Here is a 16,166-nt window from a genome sequence, read left to right as displayed (position 1 = left end):
TTGCGCGCGTCTCGAAGAATCGAGGCCCGGATGCAGCAACGGGGCCTGCATGGTTCGAGACCCCGCTTTGCGGCTCCTCACCATGAGGGCGAGAGTTGTTAGCAAGGCTCAGAACGGATCCGTCCCCAACCCCGCCACATCCGCCGGCCGCGGCCCCGGTGCCGGCCAGTGAAACCGCCGGTCCTTCTCCGCGATCACCACGTCGTTGATCGAAGCCTCGCGCCGCCGCATCAGGCCGTGCTCGTCGAACTCCCACTGCTCGTTGCCGTAGGAGCGGTACCACTGGCCGTTCGCATCGTGCCATTCGTACTGGAAGCGCACGGCGATGCAGCTATCGTCGAACGCCCAGAGGTCCTTGATCAGGCGGTAGTCGTGCTCCTTCTCCCATTTGCGGGTGAGGAACGCGACGATGGCTTCGCGACCCTGAAAAACCTCGGAGCGATTGCGCCAGCGGCTGTCCTCGGTATAGGCGAGCGAGACGCGCACCGGGTCGCGCGAATTCCAGGCATCCTCGGCCATACGCGCCTTCTGCGCGGCGGTCTCACGGGTAAAGGGCGGAAGCGGCGGGCGCGACATGATGGCCTCATCGGTTGGCGGGAGTGCAATCTATCGCCGCGCGCGGGGGAGTCGAGAGGCCGTCCGCTATCGCCCGATCACGAAATCAGATCAGCCTTCATCAAGGCGCGGATCGATTTCGGGATCGGCTGGGCGCGGCCGCCGCTGATGAAGGCGACGCGCACCTCGGCCTTCACCAACACCTCCTCGCCGCGGCGCACCTCCTGCGCCAGCATGATGGAGGCGCCCTTCACCGCGACCGGCCAGGTCACGACATCGAGCACATCGTCCATCCGGGCAGGCTTGAGGAAATCGAGATGCATCGAGCGCACCACGAAGGCGAAGCTTGCGTCTTCCGTCTCGGCCTGCTCGAACAATGCCTGCTGCTCGGCGCCCATCAGCCGCAGATGATTGGTCCGTCCGCGCTCCATGAAGCGCAAATAGTTGGCGTGATAGACGATGCCGGAAAAATCCGTGTCCTCGTAGTAGACGCGGACCTGCATGTGGTGGCGGCCGTCGCGGATCTCGCCGTCGAGATGAGCTGTCACGTCACGAGCCTCTTCGCTTTCGGTAACCAGACCGTTTTGCGCAAAAACGGCCGGCTGCGCAAGCGCGGCTAGACGATCAAAGGCCCCCGACCCAGCGTCACCTCGACGATCTCCGGCGGCACGCCGACGCGGAGCGGCATGATGCTGCAACCGAGGCCGCCGGAGATGATGACGTCGCATTTCAGCCGGACATGCCCGTAGGCGAGCCGGAGGCCGTGCTGCGGCGGAACTGCCGGCGACCAGCCGAGCAGGCGGACCTGACCGCCATGGGTGTGGCCGGACAGCTGCAACGCGACGCGGGCGGGCACGCGCGGCGCGATATTGGGCTCATGCGCGAGCAGGATGATCGGCGCATCGTCGCTGACCTTGGCAAGCGTCGCGTCGAGATCGTCGGCGCCGAAGCGCCCCGTGCTCCGGAAGCGTCGCGCCGGCAGAAAGGCGAGCTGATCACCGAGGCCGGCGAGCCAGAACGCGCGACCATCCTTGGTGAGCCGAATGACGTCGTTCTCGTAGACGGGAATACCGGCCGCCTCCAGCGCGCGATGCGCGACCGTCGGCCCGTGGCCGGCCTGCTGCACGGTCCGGTCCGCCCAATAGTCGTGGTTGCCCATGACGGCATGGACGCCGAGCGGCGCTTTCAGGCCGGCCAGCACCTTGGCCCATTCGTTCGCCGGAATGATGCGCGTGACCTGGTGCAGGCCCGCGACATAGTCGCCGAGCAGCACGATGATATCCGCGTTGAGCGCATTGGTGCGATCGACGATGGCCTCGATTCGCTCCAGCGACATCCAGGGATCGCAGGCGTGGATGTCGGCGATCACGGCGATCTTCAGCGGAAAATCCGCAGGCCATTGCCGCGGGGTTGGATGATAGCGGGTGACCCGAAGCCGCAGCATCGGCTCGACGCCGACGCCATAGGCCGCGGTCGATACACCGAGGGCGGACAGGCCGCCGATGGAACGGAAGAAATGACGGCGCGTGATCATGGCAGCCCGATCGTGATGCGGCTTCTTGATGCGATCCTATTGGAGCGGAAATGGGGTGCGTTTGTGCAGACCCTCTGCACGAGATGACCGGAAATTCATGACGGCCCGAGTAGGCTGCACTTGCCCAGATCAGTCGTCGCTCTCGTCGGTGCCGAACAGGCCGAACTGTGCCGCCGCATCGCGCGAGGGCTCGGCTATCCCGAGATGGCGGAAGGCGTGCGAGGTGAGCAGGCGGCCGCGCGGGGTCCGCTGCAGATAGCCACACTGGATCAGATAGGGCTCGATGATGTCTTCGATCGCGTCGCGCGGCTCGGACAGTGCGGCGGCCATCGTCTCGACGCCGACCGGGCCGCCGCCATAGTTCTGCGCGATGGTCGTGAGGTAGCGGCGGTCCATCGCATCGAGGCCGGCGGCATCGACCTCGAGCGCGCTCAGCGCGTGATCGGCAATCTTGCGATCGATCCTGTCGGCATCGGCTGCCGAGGCGAAATCGCGCACGCGGCGGAGCAGCCGGCCGGCGATGCGTGGCGTGCCGCGCGCGCGTCGCGCGATCTCGTTGGCGCCATCCGCGCTCATGCCGACGTTGAGCACGCGTGCGCCACGGGTGACGATGCTCTCAAGCTCTTCGATCGTGTAGAAATTCAACCGGATCGGAATGCCGAAGCGGTCGCGCAAGGGATTGGTGAGCAGGCCGGCGCGCGTGGTGGCGCCGACGAGGGTGAATTTCGACAGCTCGATCTTCACCGAGCGCGCCGCCGGGCCCTCGCCGATGATGAGGTCGAGCTGGAAATCCTCCATCGCGGGATAGAGCACCTCTTCCACTGCAGGGCTGAGGCGATGGATCTCGTCGATGAAGAGCACGTCGCGCTCTTCGAGATTGGTGAGGAGTGCGGCGAGATCGCCGGCCTTGGCGATCACCGGGCCCGACGTGGCGCGAAAGCCGACGCCGAGCTCCTTGGCCACGATCTGCGCCAGCGTGGTCTTGCCGAGGCCGGGGGGACCGACGAACAACACGTGATCCAGCGCCTCGCCGCGCTTGCGCGCCGCCTCGATGAAGATGGACAGATTCTTGCGCGCCTGCTGCTGGCCGACGAAATCGGACAGCGATTGCGGGCGCAGCGCGGTGTCGCCGACATCATCGCTGCGGCGCTCGGGCGTGACCATGCGGTTGGCCTTGGGATCGCTCACTCAGCGGACTCCCGAAAATCGTAGGGTGGGCAAAGGCGCTCTTCGCGCCGTGCCCACCATGTCGCTGATCGCTCCATAGATGGTGGGCACGCTTCGCTTTGCCCACCCTACGAGATTGACCATTTCCGCGCTCACTTCGACAGCTCCTTCAGGCCCAGCCGGATCAGCTGCGCGGTCCCGGCGCTCTCGCCTGCACTGCGCGCGGCCGATGCGATCGCGGCCGCCGCCTGCGGCTGGCCGTAGCCGAGATTGACCAGCGCTGAGATCGCGTCCGCCACGGGTCGCGGCGCGCGCTGGTCGTCGACGGCCCCGGCGAGGTGCACGACCGCCGGATCAACATTGGCGAAGGCCGGCGCCTTGTCCTTCAGTTCGGTGACGATGCGCTCCGCGACCTTGGGGCCGACACCGGGCGTGCGCGCCACCGCGGCCTTGTCGCGCAACGCGATCGCGTTGGCGAGGTCGGACGGCTGCAGCGTACCGAGCACGGCGAGCGCGACCTTGGCGCCGACGCCCTGCACGGTCTGGAGCAGGCGAAACCATTCGCGTTCCTGGTCGCTGCGGAAGCCGAACAGTTTGATCTGATCCTCACGAACATAGGTCTCGATCGACAGCACGGCGGCCTCGCCCGGCGAGGGCAGATGCTGCAGCGTGCGCGTCGAGCAATGCACCTGATAACCGACACCGCCGACGTCGAGGATGACGAAATCCTCGCCGTAGGAATCGATCAGGCCCTTGAGCTTGCCGATCATAAGCCGGCCACCTTCAGCCGCAGCGCGGTGCTCTGGCGATGATGGGCATGGGTGATGGCAATGGCGAGCGCGTCGGCGGCGTCCGCGGACGGCGGATCGGCCTTGGGCAGCAAGATCTTGAGCATCATCGCGATCTGCTGCTTGTCGGCGTGGCCGGCGCCGACCACCGTCTTTTTCACCTGGTTCGGCGCGTATTCGGCAACGCTGATGCCGAACATCGCGGGCGCGAGCATGGCGACGCCGCGGGCCTGGCCGAGCTTCAGCGTCGCGACGCCGTCCTTGTTGACGAAAGTCTGCTCGACCGCGGCTTCCATCGGCTTGTGACCGGACAGGACGGCGGCGAGCCCCTCATGGATCGCGAGCAGCCGGCTCGCCAGCGGCAAATCGTCCGGCGGCTCCACCGAGCCGCAGGCGACGTAGATCAGGCGGTTGCCCTCGGCCTCGATCACGCCCCAGCCGGTACGGCGCAGGCCAGGGTCGATGCCGATGATGCGAACGGGGCCACGAATCGGGAGCGTCGTCATGGGCCAGTGATAGCGGCTGGCCGCCGTGGGGGAAACAGAAACAGAACGGAAGTAACAGGGGAAGTGGCCCCCTACCCGCCCATCTTCGCCAGCAGCGCGTCCGACACCTCGAAATTGGCGTAGACGTGCTGGACGTCGTCGTGCTCGTTGAGCAGGTCCATCAGCTTCAACAACTTCTCGCCGGTCTCGTCGTCGACCGCGACCGTGTTCTGCGGTTTCCAGATCAGCGCGGCCTTGCGCGGCTCACCGAACTTGGCTTCCAGCGCCTTGGCGACGTCGCGATAGCCTTCCGTCGAAGCATAGATCTCGTGGCCGGCTTCGCTCGAGATCACGTCGTCGGCGCCGGCCTCGATCGCGGCATCCAGCACCGCATCGTCAGAGGCGACGCTGCGGTCGTATTCGACGATGCCGGTGCGGTCGAACATGAAGGACACCGAGCCGGTTTCGCCGAGATTGCCGCCGGACTTGGTGAAGAAGGAGCGGATGTCGGAAGCCGCGCGGTTGCGGTTGTCGGTCAGCGCCTCGACGATGACGGCAACGCCGCCGGGTCCGTAACCCTCGTAGCGGATCTCGTCATAGTTCTCGCCGTCATTACCGAGCGCCTTCTTGACGGCGCGCTCGATATTGTCCTTCGGCATGTTCTCCTGGCGCGCCGCCGTGATGGCCGCACGCAGGCGCGGGTTCATGTTGGGGTCGGGCGTCCCCAGCTTGGCCGCGACGGTGATTTCCCGCGCCAGCTTGCCGAACAGTTTCGACTTCTGGGCATCCTGCCGCCCCTTGCGGTGCATGATGTTCTTGAATTGGGAATGTCCGGCCATGCGTGATCTTCTCTAGGGGAATCGTGCGCCAAGGTGAGCGTGGGAAGCGCGGCCTTATAGGCCGCCACCCCCCCGGAAAGAAAGAGGCTCTACGACTTTAAGGTAACACCGTACGGGCCCGTGCCTAGATGTCAGGCATCGTTAACCCTGATTTCATTCCAGCCTGCGAAAATAGCGTCCGACCGTCCCCCGACAAGAGAGACCTGATGGCATTCGGACTATTTCGGAAGCGTCTGCCGGACATGACTGCAACTGCGGCTGCCCCGCAGGCTGCACAGCCGGCGGCCAATTCCGAGCCTGCCGCGGCCGTCGAAGGCGATTCGGCCAAGGAGATCCTGGAACTGTTGGAACTCGAGCTGGGCGCCATGATTCGCCAGCTCGAGCGCGCCGCCAATTCGGTGGCCGGCGGCGCCGAGGCGACCGCCACGACGCTTGCCGCCATCCGCGACCGCACCGACGCGCTGACCGGCCGGACCAACGCCGCGCAATCGAACGCCTCCACCTTCGCCCATGCCGCCGACAAATTCACCCAGTCGGCACTGGGCATCGGGGCGCAGGTTCGCGAGGCCGGCAAGCTCGCCGACGAGGCCAGCGCCGCGGCACAGGAAGCCCGCGCCAATGTCGATCGCTTGCGCGAATCCTCGGCCGCCATCGGCAACGTCGTCAATCTGATCGCACAGATCGCGCGGCAGACGACGCTGCTCGCGCTCAACTCGACGATCGAGGCCGCGCGCGCGGGTGCGGCGGGAAGAGGCTTCGCGGTCGTTGCCACCGAGGTCAAGGCACTCGCGGTGCAGACCCAGGGCGCGACCGAGGAGATCACCAAAAAGATCGACGCGCTGCAGCGCGACGCCGCCGGCTCCGCTGATGCGGTGCACCGCATCTCGCAGGCGATCGAGGCGATCCGCCCGGTGTTCGAGACCGTCAACGGCGCGGTCGCCGAACAGAACGCCACCACCAGCGAAGTCTCCGGCAACGCGACAAGCGCGTCGGAGTTCATCATCTCGGTCGGCGAAAGCGCAGCCGAGATCGATGCTGCGACCAAGGCGGCCGAGAGCCACGGCGAGAACGTCGCCAGCGCCGGCAGGGCGGTCACCACCTTCGCGCAGAAGCTGAAATCGCGCTGCGCGGTGCTGCTCAAGCAGAGCGAGCACGACGACCGCCGCAAGACCGAGCGGCTGCCCTGCCATCTCAAGCTCGAGACCGCGCGCGGCGTGATGCCGGTCTACGAGATATCGATGGACGGCGTGCTGATCGGCGGCGCGGATTCGGGCTGCCTAGCATCGCAAGCCATGGTCGAAGGCACCCTCGAAGGCGTCGGCGCCTGCCGCCTGCGCGTGGTCGAGCAATCCAAGGCCGGCGCCCGCGCGCACTTCGTTAGTCCCAATGCCGAGCTCCGCGAGAAGATCGAAGACCGGCTGTGGTCGATCCATGAGGAGAACACGGAATTCGTGACCCGCGCCATGGAAGCGGGCAACGCACTGACCGCGATCTTCGAGAAGGCGGCCGCCCGCGGCGACGTCAAGATCGACGACCTCTTCGACACCGATTATGTCGAGGTCGCCGGCACCGATCCGCAGCAGTACCGCACCAGATATCTGGACTGGGCCGACCGCGCGCTGCCGGCGTTCCAGGAAGCCTTTCTGGCAAAGGACCCGCGCATGGCGTTCTGCGCCATGGTCGATCGCAACGGCTTCCTGCCGGTGCACAACAGGATCTATTCGCATCCGCAGCGGCCGGGCGATGCCGCCTGGAACACGGCCAACAGCCGCAACCGGCGGATGTTCAACGATCCGGCTGGGTTGGCTGCCGCGCGCAACCTGCGCTCGTATCTGGTGCAGAGCTATGCGCGCGACATGGGCAACGGAAATACGGTGATGATGCGCGAGATCGACGTTCCGATCCGCGTGCAGGGCCGGCACTGGGGCGGATTCAGGACGGCCTACAAGCTCTAGTGCGCGCTCAGGCAAGACGCCAAAGCGCGAATCACCTCCTAAGATCGATATTGGAATGGGAATGCCGCGGAGAGCCGGCGAACGGCTCTGACTGGAGGACTCTCAAGACATGTCCCTCGTACAACTTGCAGTACTGGACACCGGCTCCAACCGAACGCTTGCCGAACGGCTGATCGATCAGCTCGCCGACCGCATCGGCGGCCTCGGCGTGGAACTCGCTGACATCGCCGGCAACGTCCAGGAAGTCGCCAACCGCGTCGCGAACCAGTCGGACCGGTTCCATCACCTCCAGGAAACCGCCGAGACGATGGTCTCGGCCAATCACGACATCGCCAATGCGTCGCAGGCGGTGCAAACGACGACGTCAGCGGCGGTCGGCGAGATCGCGCAGTCGCGCGGCGCGGTCGACGCCGCGGTCAGCCATATCTCCGAGCTCGTCGCGGCGGTGGACCGGATCGAGGCGCGCTTGAGCGCCGTCGGCTCCGCGCTGGCGCAAGTCGCAAAAGTGTCCGGCTCGATCGAGGCGATCGCGAAGCAGACCAATCTGCTCGCGCTCAACGCCACCATCGAGGCGGCACGCGCCGGCAATGCCGGCCGCGGCTTCGCGGTGGTCGCAAGCGAGGTCAAGAACCTCGCGGAGGCCACCCGCCAGGCCACACACCAGATCTCCGACACCGTGCGCGATCTCGACGGCCAGATCGAAGGCCTGATCGGCGAGAGCAGCGACGCCTCGCAGCGCGCGAAGACGGCCGGCGAAGGTGCCCAACGGATCTCCGGCATCATCTCGCGGGTCCAGCAGGGCTTCGCCTCCGTGGAAGCGGAGATCGGCAGCGTCACGCGCGCGGCAACCTCCAATCTCGGACATTGCGACACCGTCATCAGCGAGCTGAACGAGCTCGCCAAGGGCGTCGACCTCTCCTCACGCGATCTCAAGAACGCCGATCAGCGCGTGACCAAACTGCTCGACACGTCCGAAGGCCTGATCGCGCTGATCGCCGACAGCGGCGTCGAGACATCGGATGCGCCGCTGATCCGCACCGTTGTCGAGACCGCCAAGCGGATCTCGGATGAGTTCGAAGCCGCCATCGGCCGCGGCGAGATCACGCTCGACCAGTTCATGGACCAGAACTACCGGGAAATCCCCGGCACCGATCCCAAGCAGTACAACACCAACTACGTCGAATTCACCGACCGCGTGCTGCCCGCGATCCAGGATCCGATCCAGAAGTCCGATCCCCGCATCGTGTTCTGTGTCGCCTGGGCCAAGGGCGGTTATCTGCCGACGCACAACCCGAACTACCGCCTGCCGCAGGGCAAGGACCCGGTCTGGAATAACGCCAATTGCCGCAACCGCCGCCTGTTCACCGATCGCGCGGTGCAGAAGGTCGCGGCCAACACCAAGCCGTTCCTGCTCCAGACCTATCGCCGCGACATGGGCGGCGGGCAGTTCGTGCTGATGAAGGACTTGTCCTCGCCGATCATGATCCGCGGCAAGCACTGGGGCGCCTTCCGGATGGGCTTTCGGCAGAGCTGAGGGTCGTCGCGACGCGGTTGCGGCGGCGACGCGATGGCGTCCCTGAATCAAAAACCTCGAAAACAACCCCATGCACAGTAGCCGGGGGGAGTGAAATCAATGGCTTAAGCGCCCGATGATCGTCGATCCAGGCGTCTCTGAAGCGCTTGCGGCGTCGGGCAAAACAGGCGTAGAGTGCTATTATTCCGAAATTTCCAGTCCCTCCCTTCTCTCCTTGTCGGAGCCACGCGATGCGAGCCAGTGGCCTATCCCCGCCAGACAAAGAAAGGCCGCCACCGGAACGAAACGATGACGGCTTCTTGCTGGCTTGCGAAACCGGCCTTTATCGTCCGGCTCCAACGCGATTGACGCCACCATTCGCATTGCCACCGGCGTTATGACGGACTGCGGCGCGGGCCACCGGGCGCGGCCTGAGCACGACGCCTGCCCGAGCAACGCAACCCGCCGGATATTCTACGTACTGGCAGTAAATCACCGCCTTGGCTGGGGTTGGACTGAGCGACAGGGTTGCAAGCCCAAGCAGGCCGCTGGCGGCGATGCCCGCGACCGTCGCTGACTTGATCGAAAGAAGCTTCCTCGGATGCATGGCGGACCTCCCTCTTCGCACTTGCGTCACCGAGAGGTGACGGAAGCGCCTCAGGTGCGGCTGAACATTGCGTAGGCGTCGCAATGCGCGGGTTCGATTGATCTACATCAACCTCACGCGCGGAGTGAGCCGCAATCTCGCGAGCGGGGCTTAGGGAATTCATGGAAGGGTTTCTGTCATGCTCCGCTTCATTCTTGCTTCTCTTGCCGCTTTCGTTTTGCTCACCGCCTGCTTGATCCCCGATGATGCCGAGGCCCGGCGCGGCGGAGGTGCCTATCGGGGTGGCGGCGCTTACCGCGGCGGTGCGGTCGCAGTTCGAGGACCGCGGGGCGGCGGCGCTGTTGCAGTGCGCGGCGCAGGCTATCGGGGCGGCTATCGCGGCTACGGCTATCGGGGCTACGGTGTAGGAGCGGCAGCGGTCGGCGCGGCTGCCGTTGGCACTGCTGCGTACCGCCGCAGTTGTTACGATGCTTACGGAAACTACATTTGCGCTTATTGATCCGTGGCAACGCCCGATAGCGCGGCTTGACCTTCTGTGCGCACAACAAAGCGCCGACGATGACCGTTCGAGCCGTTTACACCAGCAAAGCGGAAGGCATGGGCATGGGCCTGTCCATTGCGCGCACCATTATCGAAGCGCACAACGGGTTCATATCAGCGAGTAATCGGGAGCACGGCGGTGCCCCGTTCACGATCAGGCTTCCCTTTGCCGGTTGATGCACAACGGTGCCCGTACGCGGAGACGGACCCCTCACCCGAGTGAGCCTGCGTCTACGGGCGTCGCTGCCCTCTCCCACAAGGTGAGAGGGCACATCAATGAGTCGCCGCAATTGATCGCGTCAGAAGTCCGCGCCGTCGATCGACTTCCATAATCGCACGAGTTTCGTCATCGCATGATTTTGCGCATTCGCACGATCATCCGCGGCGATCAATGACGCTGTGAAGAAAAAGCGTCAGAAAATGACGATTATCATATCAATTAGCCCAAAATCACTGCAGCGATCGCCGCACAAATTTGTGAACGTCATGGCCTGACGCGCTCGCTCCGCAAATATGCATTGCCGGAGATCTCGACGCTTCATCGTTTCGCATCGATATGATTATCGTCGCGCGCAAATTCGCTGACTAGATCGCCGCAAGCGATCGGGCGAGCAAGGGGATGCATATGGCAACTGTTCTCACCATCAATGGCGAAACGAAATCGTTCGACGCGCCACCTGAAATGCCCCTGCTGTGGGTGCTGCGCGACGTCCTCGGAATGACCGGCACCAAGTTCGGCTGCGGCATCGCGCAGTGTGGCGCCTGCACCGTGCACGTCGATGGCAAGGCAGTGCGCTCCTGCGTGCTGTCCGTCAGCGCCGTCGCGAACCGCGCCATCACCACCATCGAAGCCGTCGGCAACACGCCATCCGGCGCGAAGGTGCAGAAGGCCTGGCTCGATCTCGAAGTGGTCCAGTGCGGCTACTGCCAGTCCGGCCAGATCATGTCGGCCGCGGCACTGCTGGCGGCAACGCGCAATCCTGACGATTCCGACATCGACGCCGCGATGGCCGGCAACATCTGTCGCTGCGGCACCTATGTGCGCATCCGCGAGGCGATCAAGCACGCCGCCAACGGCCAGTCCTGAGGTCCGCCATGAATGCACACAACAACGTTTCCCGCCGCGCGCTTCTGACCGGCGGCCTCGCGAGCGGCTTCCTGCTCGCCTTCCACCTGCCGCTACGCGCCGCCCCCAACGAGCCGGTGCAGCCGGAGGACAAGACCGACGGCAAGTTCGCGCCGAATGCCTTCATCCGCATCGATCCTGAAGGTCTGACCACACTGGTGATGCCGCAGGTCGAGATGGGACAGGGAATCTATACCGCGGTCTCGATGATCCTGGCGGAAGAGCTCGACGCGGACTGGTCGAAAGTCCAGCTGCTGCACGCTCCGGCCAACGAGAAGCTCTACGGCAATCCCATTTTCATCATTCAGGCGACCGGAGGCTCCACGTCGGTGCGGGCGTTCTGGAAACCGCTGCGCGAAGCCGGCGCCAGCGCGCGCGCCATGCTGGTGCAGGCCGCAGCCGCGCAATGGAACGTCGATCCCGCCAGTTGCACGACCTTGAAGGGTGCGGTGACCCACAAGGCGAGCGGCCGGACGCTCGCCTACGGGGCGCTCGCGGCTGTCGCAAGCAGCCAGACGCTGCCCAAGGATGTCCCGCTCAAGGACCCCAAGGATTTCGTCTATATCGGCCAGCCGTTCAAGCGACTCGACACACCCGACAAAGTCAACGGCAAGGCCGTCTACGGCATCGACGCCATCGTGCCGGACATGAAGTTCGCAACGCTGGCGCAGTGCCCGGTTTTCGGCGGCAAGGTCGGCAAGGTCGATGACCGTGCCGCGAAGAAGATTCCGGGCGTGCGGCAGATCGTCGTGCTCGACGATCTCGTCGCAGTCGTCGGCGACCACATGTGGGCGGCGAAGAAAGGCCTCGATGAGCTCGACATCGAGTGGAACGAGGGACCGAACGCGAAGATCGATTCGAAAGCGATCTGGGACGATCTGCGCGCTGCCAGCGCAAAGGACGGCGTGGTCGCCAAATCCACCGGCGACATCGCCAAGGGCCTCGCGAGCGGCGACAAACTCGAAGCTTCGTTCGAGCTGCCGTTTCTCGCCCACGCAACGATGGAGCCGCTGAACGCCACGGTGCATTGCAAGTCAGATTCCTGCGAGATCTGGACCGGCACGCAGATCATGGCGCGCGTGCAGTCGGAAGCGGCCAAGGTGGCCGGCCTTCCGGTCGACAAAGTGACCGTCAACCAGCATCTGCTCGGTGGCGGCTTCGGCCGCAAGCTCGAGCCCGACATGGTGGTCACGGCCGTTCGCATCGCCAAGCAGGTCGACGGGCCGGTCAAGGTGGTGTGGACCCGCGAGGAGGACATTCAGCACGATATCTATCGACCGGTCTATCGCGATACGATCGCGGCGACCCTGTCGGGCGGCAAGATCGTCGGCTGGAAATACAAGATCGCCGGCGCGGCGATCATCGCGCGCTGGCTGCCGCCGGCGTTCCAGAAGGGCATCGATATCGACGCGGTCGATAGCGCCACCGACGTGCCCTACGAGATCCCGAATGTCCACGTCGAATATGTGCGGGCCGAACCGCCGGCGATACCGACCGGGTTCTGGCGCGGGGTGGGGCCCAACAACAACGTGTTTGCGATCGAATGCTTCATCGACGAGCTGGCGCGCAAGGCGGGCAAGGACCCGGTCGAGTTTCGCCGTGGCATGCTGGCCAATCGGCCGCGCTTCCTGTCCGTCCTCAATCTTGCGGCAGAAAAGGCCAATTGGGGTCAGCCGTTGCCGGCACGCGTCGGGCGCGGCGTGTGCCTGCAGCCGTCGTTCGGGAGCTTCATCGCAACCGTGGTGGAAGCGGAGGTCGACGAGCAAGGCGAGATCAATCTGCGCCGTGCGACCTCGGTGGTAGACACCGGCATCGCGGTCAATCCAGATACGATCGTGGCTCAGGTCGAGGGCGGGCTGATCTTCGGCCTGACCGCCGCGCTGTACGGCGAGATCACCATCGAGAAGGGGCGCGTCCAGCAGTCCAACTTCAATGACTACCGGATGTTGCGGATCAACCAGACGCCGAAGATCGAGGTTCACGTGGTCAAGAGCGGCGAGGCGCCCGGCGGAATTGGCGAGACCGGCACGACAGCCGGCCCGCCGGCACTGCGCAACGCCATTTACGCGGCAACCGGCGTCGCGCTGCGGCGCCTGCCGATCGATCGGAAACTGCTGGCTGCGGGGAAAAAGGCATGAGCGGCAAGATGCGTATCCTCACTGGCCTCGTCGTGATCGCCATTGTCGTGGTGGCGCTCGGCGTCTGGATCATCCGCGGGCCCGGCCCGCTCGACTTCGCGGGCGGCACCAAAGTGGCGCTGGCGGATTACCGTGCCGGCAAGCCGGCCGGCGTGCCGGCAAAGCTCGAAAAGGCTGGCATGGTCGAGCGCGGCGAATATCTCGCGAAGGCGGCCGACTGCATGGTGTGCCACACCAAGCCGGGCGAGAAGGACTATTCCGGCGGGCTCGGCTTCAAGCTGCCGTTCGGCACGCTCTATTCCACCAACATCACGCCGGACAAGGACACCGGCATCGGCAATTACAGCGACCAGGATTTCCTCAACGCCGTCCAGCGCGGCAAGCGCCATGACGGCGCCCGGCTCTATCCGGCGATGCCATACACGTCCTACACCTATATGACCGACGAGGACGTGCTGGCGGTGAAGGCGTATCTGTTCAACCTGCCTGCGGTGCGCGCGAAGCCGCCGGAGAACACGCTGTCGTTCCCGTTCAACCAGCGCTGGGCGATGATTGTCTGGTCGGTTGTGTTCAATCCAGACACGCGCTTTGCGCCCGATACATCGAAAAGCCCGGAGTGGAATCGCGGCGCCTATCTCGCGGAGGCGCTGGCGCATTGCGGCGAATGCCATACGCCGCGCAATCTCGGCTTCGCGCTGGACAACCGCAAGAAATTCGCCGGCGCGATCACGGCCGGCTGGCGCGCCTTCAACATCTCCTCCGACAAGGCCACCGGCCTCGGCGGCTGGCGCCACGAGGATCTGATCGCCTATCTGTCGCTTGGCCATGCGCCGGGCCACGGCTCGGCGTCGGGTCCGATGGGCGAAGCGGTCGATCACAGCTTCAGCCAGTTCGCGCCCGAGGACATCCGCAGCATCGTCGCCTATCTGCGCAGCGTGCCGCCGCAGCCCTCGCCCGAGCTGCCCGCAACCACCGCGCCCGTCGCGCCCGCCTCGCACAAGGACGGCGTCACGGCGGATGCGCGCGGCAAGATGGTGTTCGCCAGCGCCTGCGCCAGCTGCCACGGCTGGAGCGGCGAGAGCCCGGTCTCGCCGATGGCGACGCTGACCGGCACCTGGGCGGTGAACGATCCCGCCGCCACCAACGTCGCGCAGATCGTGCTGTCAGGCACCAAGCGCCACACGCCTGATGGTGCGCTGTCGATGCCGGCGTTCGGCAACGCCTATAGCGACGACGAGATCGCGGCGGTGGCGAATTACGTCACGGCGCGGTTCGGTGCGAAGGGTTCGAAGCTGACGGCAAAGGACGTGGCGAAGTTGCGGGAGCAGACGGCGGAGTAAATCCCGATGTCGTCCTGGCGAAAGCCAGGACGACACTGAATTTATCCCTTCAGCTCAACCAGAATTTCGGCGTCGTCGGCTCCAGCCGGCCGCCCATGCGCACCGGCGCGATACGCAGTGCGAGTCCGGTCGCGTCATCCGTCTCCACGGCTACGCCGCTCAGCGTCGCAGCGCCTGCGGCCGGCTCGAAGCGGCCTGAGGGTATCCCTGAGGTGAACCTCCGCAGCGGCTCTTCCTTCTGCATGCCGATGATGGAGTCGTAGTCGCCGGTCATGCCGGCATCGGTCATGTAGGCGGTGCCGCCCGACAGGATCTGGTGGTCGGCGGTCGGCACATGGGTGTGAGTGCCGACGACGAGGCTGGCGCGGCCGTCGCAGAAGAAGCCGATGCCCTGCTTCTCGCTGCTCGCCTCGCAATGGAAGTCGACGACGATGGCGTCGGCGGCAATGCCGAGCGGGCAGGCGCCGAGCTCGCGCTCCAGCGCTGCAAAGGGATCGTCGAACGGGGTCATGAAGACGCGCCCCAAAGCGTTGACGACCAGCGCGTGCTTGCCGTTCTTGGTCTCGACCAATGCGGCGCCGCGGCCGGGCGTGCCGCGCGGATAGTTCGCGGGCCGCACCAGGCGCTCGGCGCGCTCGATGAACACCAGCGCCTCGCGCTGGTCCCAGGAGTGATTGCCGAGCGTCACCGCGTCGGCGCCGGCGTCGAGAAACTCCTGATAGATCGCTTCCGTGATGCCGAAGCCGCCAGCGGAATTCTCGCCGTTGACGACGACGAAATCGAGCGACCAGTCCTTGACCATGCCGGGCAGATATTCGGCGATGGCATTGCGCCCGGCACGGCCGACGACATCACCCACGAAGAGAATGCGCAACTTCAGAACTCCGGAAATCGAATACGTCGGATTCCGTTAGCACATAATCCAGCGCCACGTCGTGGGCTAGTGCCGGAACCGCCTTGATCTCCTGCGCTGCAAAAGCGAGCCCGATGCCGACGATGGTCTTGGTTTTTCGCAGGTGCGCGAAGGTGTGGTCGTAGTGCCCTGCGCCATAGCCGATGCGATGGCCGAGACGATCGAAGGCAGCGAGCGGCGTCAGCATGATGTCGGGAATGACTTCAGCGGCGGCCGGCGACGGCTCGGGAATGCCGAGCGGGCCCATCATCAGCCGGTCGTTCGGATGGAAGACGCGGAAGATCAGCGACTGGCCGCGCGCGGTGACGCAAGGCAGCGCCAGCCTGGCGCCCTGCTCGGCGAGCTTCTTCAGCAGCGGCATCGGATCGATCTCGCTGCGGATCGGCGAATAGCCTGACACGATGCTGCCAGGCAGGAGCTGGAACGGCAGCCCGCGCTTGGCGAGCTTGGCGGCGGCGGCGGTGCGCTTCTTTTCGCTCAGCGCATCGCGCGCCGCGAGGGCTTTGGCACGGAGTTCGGCTTTGGTGTTGGTCATGCGCGCTTGCTCCGAAGGCTGAGCCTTGCTCCGCCGTCATCGCCCGCGGAAGCGGGCGATCCAGTATTCCAGAGACGCCAGTGCTTAGACCTCGACGCCGCGGCGTACTGGATGCCCCGGTCAAGCCGGGG

15 protein-coding genes and 1 pseudogene are annotated in these 16,166 nt (G+C 65.3%); 6 read left to right on the top strand and 10 right to left on the bottom strand.

Annotated elements, in window-relative coordinates:
* Nucleotides 1-108: 108 nt before the first annotated feature.
* The 7 genes from N551_RS0131360 to N551_RS0131330 all read right to left on the bottom strand — a co-directional run bounded on the left by N551_RS0131360 (nt 109) and on the right by N551_RS0131330 (nt 5,368).
* Nucleotides 109-576, bottom strand: a complete 468-nt coding sequence (locus tag N551_RS0131360) for a nuclear transport factor 2 family protein (RefSeq protein WP_027570284.1) — start codon at nt 574-576, stop codon at nt 109-111.
* A gap of 77 nt (nt 577-653) precedes the next feature.
* Nucleotides 654-1,058 carry a tol-pal system-associated acyl-CoA thioesterase gene (ybgC, locus tag N551_RS0131355; protein WP_051462976.1) on the bottom strand — a complete coding sequence of 135 codons (405 nt, stop codon included), beginning with the start codon at nt 1,056-1,058 and terminating at the stop codon, nt 654-656.
* Between the two features lie 113 nt (nt 1,059-1,171).
* Entirely contained in the window at nt 1,172-2,089 is a 918-nt protein-coding gene (locus N551_RS0131350) for a metallophosphoesterase (protein ID WP_027570282.1), read from the bottom strand.
* 129 nt (nt 2,090-2,218) lie between these two features.
* Nucleotides 2,219-3,253, bottom strand: coding sequence for a Holliday junction branch migration DNA helicase RuvB (ruvB, locus tag N551_RS0131345; protein WP_197031222.1), 1,035 nt, complete (start codon nt 3,251-3,253; stop codon nt 2,219-2,221).
* Between the two features lie 155 nt (nt 3,254-3,408).
* Nucleotides 3,409-4,026: a Holliday junction branch migration protein RuvA gene (gene ruvA, locus N551_RS0131340; RefSeq protein ID WP_027570280.1), complete on the bottom strand. Its 618-nt coding sequence runs from the start codon at nt 4,024-4,026 to the stop codon at nt 3,409-3,411.
* On the bottom strand, nt 4,023-4,550 hold the full coding sequence (gene ruvC / locus N551_RS0131335) for a crossover junction endodeoxyribonuclease RuvC (protein ID WP_007599969.1): 528 nt from the start codon (nt 4,548-4,550) through the stop codon (nt 4,023-4,025). The genes ruvA and ruvC overlap by 4 nt, the downstream gene beginning before the upstream one ends.
* A gap of 71 nt (nt 4,551-4,621) precedes the next feature.
* Entirely contained in the window at nt 4,622-5,368 is a 747-nt protein-coding gene (locus tag N551_RS0131330) for a YebC/PmpR family DNA-binding transcriptional regulator (RefSeq protein ID WP_027570279.1), read from the bottom strand.
* Nucleotides 5,369-5,574: 206 nt separating this feature from the next.
* Here N551_RS0131330 and N551_RS0131325 point away from each other — a divergent pair, with 206 nt between their 5' ends.
* Both N551_RS0131325 and N551_RS0131320 read left to right on the top strand, forming a co-directional pair.
* Nucleotides 5,575-7,323: a methyl-accepting chemotaxis protein gene (locus tag N551_RS0131325; RefSeq protein WP_027570278.1), complete on the top strand. Its 1,749-nt coding sequence runs from the start codon at nt 5,575-5,577 to the stop codon at nt 7,321-7,323.
* A 109-nt stretch (nt 7,324-7,432) separates the two neighbouring features.
* The gene (locus N551_RS0131320) at nt 7,433-8,857 is read left to right on the top strand and encodes a methyl-accepting chemotaxis protein (RefSeq protein ID WP_027570277.1); all 1,425 of its coding nucleotides are present in this window, start codon (nt 7,433-7,435) and stop codon (nt 8,855-8,857) included.
* Nucleotides 8,858-9,179: 322 nt separating this feature from the next.
* On the opposite strand, the gene N551_RS39505 is transcribed toward N551_RS0131320, so the two are convergent.
* Nucleotides 9,180-9,443 (bottom strand): hypothetical protein, encoded by a 264-nt coding sequence (locus tag N551_RS39505; protein WP_007599963.1) that lies wholly within the window; start codon nt 9,441-9,443, stop codon nt 9,180-9,182.
* Nucleotides 9,444-10,019: 576 nt separating this feature from the next.
* Here N551_RS39505 and N551_RS37560 point away from each other — a divergent pair.
* The 4 genes and pseudogenes from N551_RS37560 to N551_RS0131290 all read left to right on the top strand — a co-directional run.
* Nucleotides 10,020-10,160: pseudogene (locus tag N551_RS37560) on the top strand (ATP-binding protein); the annotation flags it as partial.
* A gap of 448 nt (nt 10,161-10,608) precedes the next feature.
* Nucleotides 10,609-11,070, top strand: a complete 462-nt coding sequence (locus tag N551_RS0131300; RefSeq protein ID WP_027570276.1) for a (2Fe-2S)-binding protein — start codon at nt 10,609-10,611, stop codon at nt 11,068-11,070.
* Between the two features lie 8 nt (nt 11,071-11,078).
* Nucleotides 11,079-13,247, top strand: coding sequence for a xanthine dehydrogenase family protein molybdopterin-binding subunit (locus N551_RS0131295; RefSeq protein WP_027570275.1), 2,169 nt, complete (start codon nt 11,079-11,081; stop codon nt 13,245-13,247).
* Nucleotides 13,244-14,587, top strand: a complete 1,344-nt coding sequence (locus N551_RS0131290; protein WP_027570274.1) for a cytochrome c — start codon at nt 13,244-13,246, stop codon at nt 14,585-14,587. Before N551_RS0131295 ends, N551_RS0131290 begins: the two co-directional genes overlap by 4 nt.
* Nucleotides 14,588-14,636: 49 nt before the next feature.
* Here the strand turns inward: N551_RS0131290 and N551_RS0131285 are convergent, their stop codons facing one another.
* Nucleotides 14,637-15,461, bottom strand: a complete 825-nt coding sequence (locus N551_RS0131285; protein WP_027570273.1) for a TIGR00282 family metallophosphoesterase — start codon at nt 15,459-15,461, stop codon at nt 14,637-14,639.
* Nucleotides 15,439-16,035, bottom strand: coding sequence for a 5-formyltetrahydrofolate cyclo-ligase (locus N551_RS0131280; RefSeq protein ID WP_027570272.1), 597 nt, complete (start codon nt 16,033-16,035; stop codon nt 15,439-15,441). The genes N551_RS0131285 and N551_RS0131280 overlap by 23 nt, the downstream gene beginning before the upstream one ends.
* Nucleotides 16,036-16,166 lie beyond the last annotated feature (131 nt).

It is taken from the genome of Bradyrhizobium sp. URHA0013 (genome assembly GCF_000518345.1).
Lineage (GTDB): Bacteria > Pseudomonadota > Alphaproteobacteria > Rhizobiales > Xanthobacteraceae > Bradyrhizobium.
Note: the sequence above shows the minus strand (reverse complement) of the source record. Positions and strands in the feature narration are given on the sequence as shown.